Origin of the sequence: Roseateles sp. (genome assembly GCF_039595595.1) — a bacterium.
In the GTDB taxonomy this organism is placed as follows: Bacteria; Pseudomonadota; Gammaproteobacteria; order Burkholderiales; family Burkholderiaceae_C; genus Roseateles.
This window is the reverse complement of record NZ_JBCNLG010000002.1, coordinates 96594-108578: the sequence shown is the minus strand read 5'-3', so window position 1 is coordinate 108578 and position 11985 is coordinate 96594. Positions and strand designations below refer to the sequence as shown.

Below are 11985 nucleotides of genomic sequence, written 5' to 3'. Positions count from 1 at the left end.
GGAACTCAGGCGGTCAGGCCGCCGAGCCGGTTCAGCGTCGCCTGGGAGCCGACGGTGCCGCAAACGGCGGGACTCAGCGCCACGGGCCGGACCGTGCAGGCGAGCGCGGCGTCCATCGCCTTCGCTTCCAGCAACCACGAGCCGAAGCCGCCGTCCTGCAGGTGATCCTCGATCGTCACGACCTCATCATGAGCGCGCAGCAACCCGGCCTGCGCGGGCTTGTCGGCCATGGACCAGAGCGGCATCGTGTACACCGCCCGATCGGCATGCTCGTCCGTCTTGATCCAGTCCATCGCGATCTGGAGACCAGCGCCGGTGCTGAGCAGGGCGCGCTTGTCGTTGCCCTCGCGCACTTTCAGCCAGCGCCCAGGAGCGACTTCGGGCGGAGCACCGTGGAAGTTCGGCTCACCCGCCTTGCCCAGACGCAAGTACGACGGGCCCGGGTTCTCGACCAGATAGCGCATGCAGGCGCGCGTCTCCATCGGATCGCCGGGCGCGGCGATCAGCATGTTGGGCAGCGTGCGCATCAGCGCGTAGTCCTGCACCGCGTGGTGGGAGTAGCCCAGTGCGCCATAGGCCAGGCCACCACCCACGGCCACCACGGTGACCGGCAGCTTGTGATACGCCACGTCGTTGCGGATCTGCTCCGCGCAGCGGAAGGTCGGGAAGTTGGCGATGGAGTACGTGAAGACGTGATAGCCCTCGGACGCCATGCCGGCGGCCAGGCCGGTCATGTTCTGTTCGGCGACGCCGGCATTGATGAAGCGGTCCGGAAACTCGTCGGCGAAGGGCTCGACGACGGAGTAGCCGAGGTCGCCGACGATCAGCGCGATCTGCGGATGCTGGCGGGCCAGCGTCACCAGTTCCTGGATGAAGGCATTACGCATGATTCAGTTCTCCCAGCGCCTGGGCGAGTTGTTCCGCGGAGGGCGACTTGTAGTGCCAGTCAACGCTGTTCTCCATGAAGCTGACGCCCTTGCCCTTGGTCGTGTGGGCGATCAGGAAGGAGGGCTTGCCGGGCTCCCACGGCAGCGCGCTCAACAGCGCGGTCATCGCGGCATGGTCATGGCCATCGACCTCACGGACGGCCCAGCCGAAGGCGCGCGCCTTGTCGGCCAGCGGCTCCACACGCAGCGTCTTGTCGACGGTCGTGAGGCTCTGCAGCTTGTTGTAGTCGACGATCGCGACCAGGTTGTCCAGCTGATGGTGGGCGGCGAACATCATTGCCTCCCAGTTCGAGCCTTCGCCGAGCTCGCCATCGCTGAGCAGCACGGCCGTGCGCCAGTCCTGCTTCGAGCGCTTCGCGGCCAGCGCCTTGCCGGTGCCGAAGGGCAGGCCATGACCCAGCGAACCGGTGGAGAACTCGACGCCCGCCACTTTGTGGCTGATGTGGTTCATCAGCACCGAATGGTCCTGGCCGTACTTCAGCAGGTCGTCCGTGGGGAAGAAGCCGGTCTCGGCGAGCGCGGCGTAGATCGCGACGCAGGCGTGGCCCTTGCTCAGGATGAAGCGGTCTCGCTGCGCCGCCGTCGGCTGCTTCGGATCCAGGCGCAGCACCTGGCCATAGAGCACGGCGACGATGTCGCAGATCGAGAGGGCGGAGCCAATGTGCGAGGCCTTGGCCCGGTGCACCATCTGCAGCGCCTGGATGCGCATGCGGCGGGCCAGGTCCTGGCTGTCGATGTGGAGGCTGTTCATGTCAGTCCCGGGAAGAGGAGGCGGCCCAGCGGGCCGTGCGAAGGATGGCGTCGTCCAGGCCGGCCGTCGCGGTCAGGCCGAGTTCAGCGGCGATGCGGTCGACCGAGGGCAGATAGGCCTGCGGCGCGGCGCCAGGGCGCGGCGTCTGGGCGATCCGGACTTCGCCGGTGCCTTGCAGGACGTGATTGACGCGATGGGCGAGCTCACCGATCGACAGCGCCTCGGCACCACCAACGTTGTAGGCGCGGCCGCTTGGCGCGTCGAAGAGCATCACCCAAAGCCAGTGCGCGAGGTCCGCGGCGTAGAGATAGCTGCGCAGCGGGGTGCCGTCCCCCTGGATGCGGATGTCCTCGCCACGCAACGCGGCGCCGATGAAGTTGCCGATGGCGAAATGCTTGTCGAGCGGCAGGTGCGGCCCGACGAAGGCGAAGCAGCGAGCGATCGACACCTCGAGTCCCGGACGCGCCGCCGTCGCCATCGCGCACAGCAGCTCGCTCACCCGTTTGCCTTCGCCGTAGGCCGAGGCCGGCGCCAGCGGATCGGGCGCGCCGGTCCAGTCCTCTGGGATGGCGCCGAGTTCCGGCGGCGTGCGGCCGTAGACGGCGCCGGAGCTCAGCAGCAGCAGGCGGCGGGGCGCGGTGCCGGGCGACATCGCATCGAGGACGCGGCGCGTGCCCGTGGTACAGGTGTCCAGGATGTCTGCCGGTGTGCTGGTGGCCACGACATCGGTCGCCGCATGGATGGCGAAGCTGCATTCGCCCGCCGCCTCCGGAGCGAGGCTCCGCACGTCGCCGGTGAGCCACTCGATCCCGGCGGCGCCGCGCAGTTCGGCGAACTCGTCGAGGAAGGCCTCCGGCCGGCGGCTCAGCACGACGACGCGCGCGGCCAGGTCCAGCCGCTGGTTGGCGTGCAGGAAGGTCGCCAGCAGCCACTTGCCGATGAAGCCGGTTCCGCCGGTCAGCAGCAGGCGCTGACCGCGCAGACGTTCCCAGCGGGCACCGACCGCATCGACGACGCGGTCCAGGTCTTCGGCCGGCAGCCGCAGAGGGGAAGAGGCAGCGCTGCTCATGCTCAGAAATTCACGCCGAAGAACTCTTCCAGCTTGCCCGCGATGTAGTCCAACTGCTCCTGGCCCAGCGCCGGGAAGGTGCCCAGCCAGAAGGTCTGGTTCATCACGACATCAGTGTTGGTCAGCTCGCCGCTGATGCGGTAGTTGCGGCCGGCCATGTAGGGCTGCTTCGTCAGGTTGCCCGCGAACAGCAGCCGCGTGCCGATCTTGTTCTCTTCCAGGAAGTTGATCAGGTCCGCGCGCTTGACGCCGGCCGTCTCCTTCACGATCAGCGGGAAGCCGAACCACGACGGCTCGCTGTTGGGCGTCGCTTCGGGCAGGTGCAGGAACTGCTCGACGCTGGCCAGCTTGGCCTTCAGGTAGGCGAAGTTGGCGCGGCGCTTGGCGATGAACTCCTCGACACGGTCCATCTGCGCCAGCGCGCAGGCGGCCTGCATGTCGGAGATCTTCAGGTTGTAGCCCAGGTGGCTGTACGTGTACTTGTGGTCGTAGCCGTCCGGCAGGTCGCCGCCCAGTTGCTCCTTGGTCCAGCAGAAGCGCTTGTCGCAGGTGTTGTCCTTGCCGGGCGGGCAGTAGCAGTCACGGCCCCAGTCGCGGAAGGACTCAGCGATCAGCTTCAGCTCGGCGTTGTTGGTGAACACCGCGCCGCCTTCGCCCATCGTGATGTGGTGCGCCGGGTAGAAGCTCAGGGTGCCGATGTCGCCGAAGGTGCCGACCAATTGGCCGTTGTACGTCGCGCCCAGCGCGTCGCAGCAGTCCTCGACCAGCCACAGCTTGTACTTCTTGCACAGCGCCGTGACCACGTCCAGGTTGAACGGGTTGCCCAGGCTGTGGGCCAGCATGATGGCCTTGGTCTTGGGCGTGATCGCCGCCTCGATCTTGCTGGCGTCGATGTTGTGCGTGGCCAGGTCGACGTCGACGAACACCGGCACCGCGCCGAACTGCACGATCGGGTTCACCGTCGTCGGGAAGCCGGCCGCGACGCCGATGACCTCGTCACCCTGCTTGATCGCGCGGTCGCCCAGCTTCGGGCTGGTCAGCGCCGAGAACGCCACCAGGTTGGCCGACGAGCCGGAGTTCACCGTGATCAGGTACTTCACGCCCAGGAACTGCGCCAGGCGCTGCTCGAACATGGCATTGAAGCGTCCGGTGGTCAGCCAGCCGTCCAGCGAGGCGTCGACCATCATCTTCAGTTCGCCTGCGCCGATGACCTTGCCGGACACGGGCACGGGAGTCTGGCCTGGCACGAAGGCCTTGGGGGCATACGCGATGTCGGCGTATTGCTGGACCAGCTCGCTGATCTGGCTGCGCAGCTTGTCGAGCTGCGGCTGGAAATTGACGGGGGTGGTGCTCATACGTCGGCTCGGTATTGGGAGATTTGATTCAGGCAGGCGGCGCGCATGTCCTGGCCGGACAACCAGGCTTGATGCCATTCGGTGATGCGGGTCAGCGCGGTCTCGAGCGACCAGCGCGGGGCCCAATGCAGGCGCTGCCGCGCCTTGGAGATGTCCAGCTTCAGGAAGCTGGCTTCATGGGGATGGTTCCCCGGCTGCAAGGTCCAGGAGGCGCCGTCGCCCCAGGTCTCGCACAGGTGCTCGACGATCCACTGCACGGGACGGGCGTCCTCGTCGCGCGGACCGAAGTTCCAGCCTTCGGCATCGGCCTGGCCCTGCGTGTACAGACGCTCGGCCAGCAGCAGATAGCCCGACAGCGGTTCCAGCACGTGCTGCCACGGGCGGATCGCATGCGGATTGCGGATCAGCACCGGCTGCTTGTCCTGCAGCGCGCGCAGGATGTCCGGGATCAGCCGGTCCAGCGCCCAGTCGCCACCGCCGATGACGTTGCCCGCGCGGGCCGTGGCCATCGCGATGCCGGCGTCCTTCAGGAAGGACTTGCGGTAGGCGGAGCTGACCAGCTCCGCGCAGCCCTTGCTGTTGGAGTAGGGATCGTGGCCGCCCATCGGCTCGTCTTCACGGTAGCCCCAGACCCACTCGCGGTTCTCGTAGCACTTGTCCGTCGTGATGTTGACGATGGCCTTGACGGAGCCGGCATGGCGCGCGGCCTCGAGCACGTGCACCGTGCCCATCACGTTGGTGGCGTAGGTCTCGATCGGCTGGTGGTAGGACAGCCGTACCAGCGGCTGCGCCGCCATGTGGATGACGATCTCGGGCTTGAAGGCGTCGAACTCGGCCTTCACCGCCGCGAAGTCGCGGATGTCGGCGATGCGGTGCTCCATGCCTTCGGCGACTCGGGCGACGTCGAACAGCGCGGGCTCGGTCGGCGGCGTCAACGAGACGCCGCGCAGTGTCGCGCCCATGGATTGCAGCCACAGGCTCAGCCAGCTGCCCTTGAAGCCAGTGTGGCCGGTCAGCAGGACGCGCTTGCCCTGCCAGAAGGCCGGATCGGTCTGCGCGATGCCGGTCATTTCCAGGTCTTCCACGGCGCCTTGCCGGCGGACCACAGCTCTTCGAGATAGGTCTTGTCGCGCAGCGTGTCCATCGGCTGCCAGAAGCCGTGATGCTCGTAGGCCATCAGCTCGCCATCGGCGGCCAGGCGCTGCAGCGGCTGCTGTTCCCAGACCGTGGCGTCGTCCTCGAGGTAGTCCAGCACGCGCGGCGACAGCACGAAGAAGCCGCCGTTGATCATGGCGCCGTCGCCCTTGGGCTTCTCCATGAACTGCTTGATCTGATGGCCTTGGATGTCCAGCGCGCCGAAGCGGCCGGGCGGGTAGGTGGCGGTCAGCGTCGCGGCCTTGCCATGGGTCTTGTGGAAGTCGATCGCGGCGCCGATGTCGACGTCGCTCACGCCGTCGCCATAGGTGAAGCAGAAGGCCTCGTCGTTGCGGACGTAGTCGGCGACGCGGCGCAGGCGGCCGCCGGTCATCGAGTCGTCGCCGGTGTCCACCAGCGTGACGTTCCAGGGCTCGGCGCGCTTGTGATGGACTTCCATCCGGTTGCTGCGCATGTCGAAGGTGACGTCGGACATGTGCAGGAAGTAGTTGGCGAAGTACTCCTTGATCACGTAGCCCTTGTAGCCGCAGCAGATCACGAAGTCGTTGACGCCGTGGTGCGAATACATCTTGAGGATGTGCCACAGGATCGGCTTGCCGCCGATCTCCACCATCGGCTTCGGACGGGTGGAGGTCTCTTCGCTCAGTCGGGTGCCGAGGCCGCCGGCCAGGATCACTGCTTTCATGGAAAGGTCCTATCGGATCGGTAGGGAGTTAGGTCGCGGCCGAGCACACGAACGCGTCGGAATGGAACTGCCGGTCCGGAAGTCCGGCGGCGTGGAGCTTGGCTTGAGCGCCATGGATCATGGCGTCCGAACCGCAGGCGTAGACGAGGGTGTCGGCGAGGTAAGGGTGCTCGCGCAGCATCACGTCCTGCACATGGCCGCGCTCGCCGGTCCAGTCCTCACCGGCGCGGGAGAGCACCGGCACGAAGCGGAAGGCCGGCAGCGCTTCGAAGCCCTCGGGCTGCCAGTAGAGGTCCTCGCGATGGCGGCCGCCCCAGTAGACGGTCACGCCGCGCGGCTGTGCGTCGGCCGGCATCGAGGCCAGGCCTTCGAGGATCGCCTTGACCGGCGCGATGCCGGTGCCGGTGGCCAGCAGGACGAGGTCCTTGCCGGCCTGGCCGCGCAGGAAGAAGGTGCCCAGCGGACCGCGCAGCCGCAGCAGGTCGTTGGCCTTGGCCTGCTGGAACCAGTAGCGGCTCATCGCGCCATCGGGCACTTCGCGGATGTGCAGCTCGATCTGCTTGTCGGCGCGCGGCGCGTTGGCCACCGAGTAGCTGCGGCGCAGGCCCTCCGCGCCGATGACGTCGATGTACTGGCCGGGCAGGAAGTCCAGCGCCGAGGTCGGCGGCAGGCGCAGCATCACGCGCACGACGTCGGGGGACAGGCGCTCGATCGACTGGATGCGGCAGGGCAGGGTCTTTGCCTCGGGCAGCACCACGTCGCCGAGATCCTCGATCTCCAGCTCCACCGGGCCGCAAGCCTGACGGACGCAGGTCAGGATGAAGCCGTGGGCCTTGTCCTCGGCGCTCAGACCGAGTTCGTCGTGCAGCGCCGCCGTCTCGCCGGAACGCACGCGGCCCTTGCACGAGCTGCAGCGGCCGGTGCGGCAGCTGTAGTCGAGCACGACGCCTTGGCGCAGCGCGGCGTCGAGCAGCGCTTCGCCGCTCTGCGCTTCAAAAGCCTTGCCGCTGCTGATGGTGACGGTGTGCATCCCTGGAATCTCTCGCTTCTTCTTCACTGGCGCTCGTCGCGGCCGCCGGCTTCCCCGGAAGTCGGCGCGCCGGAAACGCTATTGACGCCCTGCCGGGACACTTCCACCCTGAGCGCGTCGATCTCGCGCTGGAGCTGCTCGAACTCCGCTTCCTTGAGCGCCAGGAAGCGGCGCGCCATGCGCATCTTCGCGTGGACGCCCGTCGGCGTCAGGATGTAGACGTAGCCGAGCTTGTTGTCCGACCGGCGGAAGTTGTTCACCTTCACCCATCCGCGATCGATCACCGCCCGCAGGCAGTAATTCATCTTCCCGACGCTCACGCCCAGCCGCTTGGCCAGATCGCGCTGGTTGCTGTCGGTCTTGCTTTCCAACTGGCTCAGCAAGGCGTAGTCGAGCTCGTTGTCGGATGGGCTTGGATCGGTCAAGGGGTACCCGTTCAATCGTTGAACGGGCGGCACTCTAACACGGTCGAACCGAAGCTCCCGCGCCTCAGACCGAAGCGTTGCGCCGGCGCAGCCCTCTCACGGCGAAGAACGCGGTGAGCAACAGACCAGCGATCACCGCGGACGCCACCGCAATCGCGGCGCGCCGCGGCTTGCTCTTGCGCTCCGGGGGCGTGGCCGGATCCAGCACCTGGATCAGCGTCCCCTCCCGCGCCTCGTCCATCTTCGCCAGCTCGAACTGCTTGGCATAGATTTCGAAGAGCGCCTCCTGGTATTTGAATTCCCGATACGCCGTGACGTAGTCCTGGTTGCTGCTCGACTCCAGTGGTCGCTCGAACTGCGACAGCTGAGCACGCAGACTGGCCAGCGCCGCCGCCTGCTGCTGGACCTCCGGCGAGTTGTCGGTCAAGGACTTGCGCAGGGCGCCAAGACGCACTTCCGTCGCGGCGATCTCCGCCTTGGTCCGGGCATAAGCCTCGGCGGCGGCCTTGGGCTCGCTCTTCAGCGCGCCTGCCGTGAAGCCTGTCTTCTGCACCTGCAGCTGCGCGGCCTGCAGTGCATCCTTGGTCTGATGCAGTTGCTGGTCGAAGAAGGCGCGGCGCTGCTGCGCCTCGGTCAGCGCCAGATGATTCGTGACCCAGCGCAACTCCTCCACGTAGGCATTGGCGATCTCCGCCGCGCGCTTCGGGTCCTCGTCGTCGACGTCGATGTCGATCAGGTTGTCCTTCTTACCGGGCGTGATGCGGACGTTGCCGCTCAACTGCTTGATCGCGTCCTGGCGGAACTTGGCCTCGTAGAGCGACATCAGCTTGAACCGGTCGATGATGCGGTTGCTGACCGTGACGCTCTGCATCACCGAGACATACTGGTCCGCCGGGCTCTTGATGCCGCCGCCGCCCGCCAGGCCCGCCAGCGCGCCCAGGGACTGCAGCGCCGCAGCCGCGGAGTTCTGCTGCTGTTGCGGGCTGATGATGGTCGCGCGGGCCGTGAAGATCGGCGTGATCAACATCGAAACGCCGTAGCCCGCCGCGCCTGCGAGCAGGGCGCCAGCGACGATCTTCTTCGTATGCGGCAGGACGGCGTCGAGGATCGCGCTCAGCGGAATGCCGTCCTCGGCCTCGTCCTGGTGCGACATCCGCGCTTCGGCGGTCAAGGGAGTGCTCGTGGACATGTCAGTTCTTGATCGTCTTCAGCGCCGCAGCACCCAGACCGAATTGATAGAGGATCTGCGTCCAGTCCTTGGCTTCCTGGATGAACGTGGTCTTGTTCATCTCCTCGGGCACGAACACCGTGTCACCGGGCAGCGCCGGCAGACCGCTGAAGCTGGAGCCGAAGCCCAGCCAGCCGCTGCTCGACTGACGCGCGCTCACCACCGTGCCGTTGGCGCGGATCACGAACACGCCGCCAGCATCCGCGCCACGCGTCGGACCGCCAGCCAGCTTCATCACGTCGTCGACCGTCGCGTTGTTCTGCAGCAGGAAACTGCCCGCGTTGAACACGCTGCCGAAGACGCCGACCGTGGTCGGCCTCGACGGAATCAGCAGCCGGTCGCCGTCCTCGACGGTCAGGTCGGGCAGCTGTTTCGTATCCGACTCCAGCTGCAGCACGACGCGCCCCGTGGGCCGCACCGCGCGCAGCCGCTGCACCAGCCGCTCCGTCGCCGAGGCGCGCTGCGTGTTGGCCGCGGCCTCGTCGGCGCTGGTCGCCCGCTGCGTGGTGCTGTACTTGGTGAGCTCGGTCTCCATGTCCCGCAGCGCGCGGTCGTAGTTCTCCTGCTGCGACTGGCGCACGCTCTCGCGCGAGAAGTCGGTGCCGAAGACGTACGCCTGCGGCGTCAGGCCGCCCGCCGCCGCGATCGCGTCCGGCAGCGTGCTGCTCGGCGGCAGCACGTACTCGCCCGGACGCGCGACCTCGCCCTCGACGGTGACGCGCTTGTACTGCTTGTACAGCGGCAGCGCCGTGTTGACGCTGCTGAACGCGCGGATCACGTCGCCGTTGGACGCCACCGTCTTCAACTGCGCCGGCAACTGCAGCTCGCGCACGCGGCGGTCGTTGCGGTCGCTCAACTGCTCGATCGACACGCGCGAGCGGTCCGCCACCGCGCTGAAGCCGCCAGCCATGCGCAGCACGTCATCCACCGTCTCGTTCGGCTTGAGTTCGACGATGGTCTGCTTGTTCACACTGCCCAGCACGGCCACCTGCGGGCCGATCGGGCCGATGTGCACGACGTCCTCCGCCTGCAGCGCGCGGTCGCTGGCCTTGTCGCCCTTGAGCAGCAGGTCATAGGCGTCGAAGGTCGACACCACCTGCCCGTTGCGGCGCAGTTCGATCTGCCGGAAGCTGCCGGCCGCCGACGGACCGCCCGCGCGGATCAGACCGGTGACGATGGTCGCCAGGCTGCTCACCGTGTACGCGCCCGGCTTCGCGGTGAAACCGGTCACGTAGATGCGGATCGACCGCAGCTTGCCCAGCGAGGTGCTCACCTGGAAGTTCTTGAAGACCTGCGCGATGCGCGCGCGCACCACGTCGTTCAGGTCGCCGTAGCGCACGCCCGACACCAGCACCGGACCGACGCGCGGGATCGTGATGCGGCCGGCGCGGTCCACCGTCAGGCGCAGGTCGGCGTCCACCGAGCCCCAGGCCGTGACCTGGATTTCGTCGCCGACGCCGATCAGGTAGTCCGCCGGCGCCTGCCGCGGGCCGTCCGACTCGGCGCCGCGCGTCTGCCGGTCATCGAGCATCAGGTCCGCGCCCAGGCGGCGCACGACGTTGTCCGCCGACACGGCCGCCGTCTTGCCCAGGCCGCCGCCCTGCGTCTGCGACACCGTCGCGGACATCGTCGCGTAATCGGTGTTGAGCAGCTCGGAACGCTTGAGCGCATCCAGCGTGAGCGGATCCGTCAGGTCGATGCCCAGCAGCTTGTTGACATAGATCTCGAACTCCCCCGGCACGTACTTGGGCGGACGGGGCTGCTGCAACTGGCTCTGCTGCTGTTGAAGCTGCTGTTGCTGTTGCTGCTGTTGCTGCACCGACGACGAGTCTTGCGCATTGCGGTTGGTGCCGTTCAGCCGCACGGGGCCGCTGAGGTCGCTCGTGGGGTCGGAGGAAGTCTGCTGGCCGTTGACCGTCACCTGCGCGAAGGCCGGGGCCGCCATCAGGCAGGCCGTCAGCAGCGCCAGCGCGGACCGGTGGAAGGGCAGTGCTCGAGTCGTCGTGGACACCGGCGAAAGGGCGCGTTGGGCGCGAAGTTCCATGCGTGATCTCGTCTCAGATGTGCTGGGCCGCCCGCGGCGGCCCTCGGGGCAAGGGGCGGAGCGGCCAGCGCGGCATTCTATGGCAGCGCTGTTGCGCCAAAACCGCCCTGGCCCGTGAAGCCGCTCGTTACACTGCCGGCCATGTTGTATTTGCTCATCCCGTTCGCACTCGCGGCGATCGTCACGCTCTACGTCGTGCACTCGTCGACCGTGCACGGGCATCTGTCCGCAGACCACGACCTGTCCGGCCCGCAGAAGTTCCACGCCCGGCCCGTGCCCCGCATCGGTGGCGTCGGCATCTTCGTCGGCCTGGCCGGCATGGTGGCGCTGGCCGTCCTGCTGAAGCATCCCCAGGCCCGCACCGGCGCGCTGCTCCTGCTCAGCGGTGTCCCCGCCTTCGCCGCCGGCCTGATCGAGGACTTCACCAAGAAGGTCCCCCCGCGCGAGCGCCTGATCGCCACCATGATCTCCGCCGGCCTGGGCTGCTGGCTGCTGAGCGCGATGATCACCCGCACCGACATCCCGGGCCTGGACTTCATCGTCGCCACCACCGTCGGCGCCGTCCTCGCCACCGTCTTCACCGTGGCCGGCGTCGCCAATTCGGTCAACATCATCGACGGCTTCAATGGCCTGTCCTCGATGTGCGTCAGCCTCATGCTGCTGACCTTCGCCTATGTCGCCTACCAGGTCGGCGACACCGAACTGGCGCTGTGGGCGCTCGCCGGCGTCGGCGCGATCCTCGGCTTCTTCGTCTGGAACTACCCCGCCGGCCTGATCTTCCTGGGCGACGGCGGCGCGTACTTCATGGGCTTCTTCCTGGCCGAGATCGGCATCCTGCTGATCCACCGCCATCCGCAGGTCTCGCCGCTGTTCGCGCTGATGGTCTGCATCTACCCGGTCTTCGAGACGGTCTTCTCCATCTATCGGCGCCGCTTCCTGCGCAACACCAGCCCCGGCGATCCGGACGGCATCCATCTGCACTCGCTGATCTACCGCCGCCTGATGCGCTGGGCGATTGGCGCCCGCGACGCGCGGCTGATGACGCGCCGCAACTCGATGACCGCGCCCTACCTGTGGACGCTGTGCCTCTCCTCGCTGGCGCCGGCGCTGCTGTTCTGGGACTCGACGCCGATGATCGCCGGCTGCATGGTGCTGTTCGGCGCGGCCTACGTGGCGCTGTACTGGCGCATCGTGCGCTTCCGCACCCCGAAGTGGATGGTCTTCCGCGGCGACCAGCGCAAGCTGACGGACCGCTCCGTGCCCTGATGCACACGGCCGATGCGGGGTTTCCCGGGT

Annotated in this window: 11 protein-coding genes; 1 reads left to right on the top strand and 10 read right to left on the bottom strand. The window is 67.6% G+C overall.

Annotated elements, in window-relative coordinates:
* Positions 1-5: 5 nt before the first annotated feature.
* The 10 genes from ABDW61_RS03270 to ABDW61_RS03225 all read right to left on the bottom strand — a co-directional run bounded on the left by ABDW61_RS03270 (position 6) and on the right by ABDW61_RS03225 (position 10689).
* Positions 6-887, bottom strand: a complete 882-nt coding sequence (locus ABDW61_RS03270) for a transketolase C-terminal domain-containing protein (protein ID WP_343636162.1) — start codon at positions 885-887, stop codon at positions 6-8.
* The gene (locus tag ABDW61_RS03265) at positions 880-1698 is read right to left on the bottom strand and encodes a transketolase (protein WP_343636160.1); all 819 of its coding nucleotides are present in this window, start codon (positions 1696-1698) and stop codon (positions 880-882) included. The genes ABDW61_RS03270 and ABDW61_RS03265 overlap by 8 nt, the downstream gene beginning before the upstream one ends.
* 1 nt (position 1699) lies before the next feature.
* Positions 1700-2767, bottom strand: coding sequence for an NAD-dependent epimerase/dehydratase family protein (locus tag ABDW61_RS03260; RefSeq protein ID WP_343636158.1), 1068 nt, complete (start codon positions 2765-2767; stop codon positions 1700-1702).
* 2 nt (positions 2768-2769) lie between these two features.
* Positions 2770-4122 (bottom strand): lipopolysaccharide biosynthesis protein RfbH, encoded by a 1353-nt coding sequence (gene rfbH, locus ABDW61_RS03255; protein WP_343636157.1) that lies wholly within the window; start codon positions 4120-4122, stop codon positions 2770-2772.
* Positions 4119-5198: a CDP-glucose 4,6-dehydratase gene (gene rfbG, locus ABDW61_RS03250; protein WP_343636881.1), complete on the bottom strand. Its 1080-nt coding sequence runs from the start codon at positions 5196-5198 to the stop codon at positions 4119-4121. The genes rfbH and rfbG overlap by 4 nt, the downstream gene beginning before the upstream one ends.
* On the bottom strand, positions 5189-5962 hold the full coding sequence (rfbF, locus tag ABDW61_RS03245; protein ID WP_343636155.1) for a glucose-1-phosphate cytidylyltransferase: 774 nt from the start codon (positions 5960-5962) through the stop codon (positions 5189-5191). Before rfbF ends, rfbG begins: the two co-directional genes overlap by 10 nt.
* A gap of 28 nt (positions 5963-5990) precedes the next feature.
* Complete coding sequence (locus ABDW61_RS03240; RefSeq protein WP_343636153.1) at positions 5991-6992, bottom strand: FAD-binding oxidoreductase; 1002 nt, start codon at positions 6990-6992, stop codon at positions 5991-5993.
* 23 nt (positions 6993-7015) lie between these two features.
* Complete coding sequence (locus tag ABDW61_RS03235; protein ID WP_343636151.1) at positions 7016-7417, bottom strand: MarR family EPS-associated transcriptional regulator; 402 nt, start codon at positions 7415-7417, stop codon at positions 7016-7018.
* A 64-nt stretch (positions 7418-7481) separates the two neighbouring features.
* On the bottom strand, positions 7482-8606 hold the full coding sequence (locus ABDW61_RS03230; RefSeq protein WP_343636149.1) for a Wzz/FepE/Etk N-terminal domain-containing protein: 1125 nt from the start codon (positions 8604-8606) through the stop codon (positions 7482-7484).
* 1 nt (position 8607) lies between these two features.
* A complete protein-coding gene (locus tag ABDW61_RS03225) occupies positions 8608-10689 on the bottom strand; it encodes an SLBB domain-containing protein (RefSeq protein WP_343636147.1) in 2082 nt (693 codons plus the stop codon).
* A 141-nt stretch (positions 10690-10830) separates the two neighbouring features.
* Between ABDW61_RS03225 and ABDW61_RS03220 the strand changes: the two genes are divergently transcribed.
* A complete protein-coding gene (locus ABDW61_RS03220; RefSeq protein WP_343636145.1) occupies positions 10831-11955 on the top strand; it encodes a glycosyltransferase in 1125 nt (374 codons plus the stop codon).
* Positions 11956-11985 lie beyond the last annotated feature (30 nt).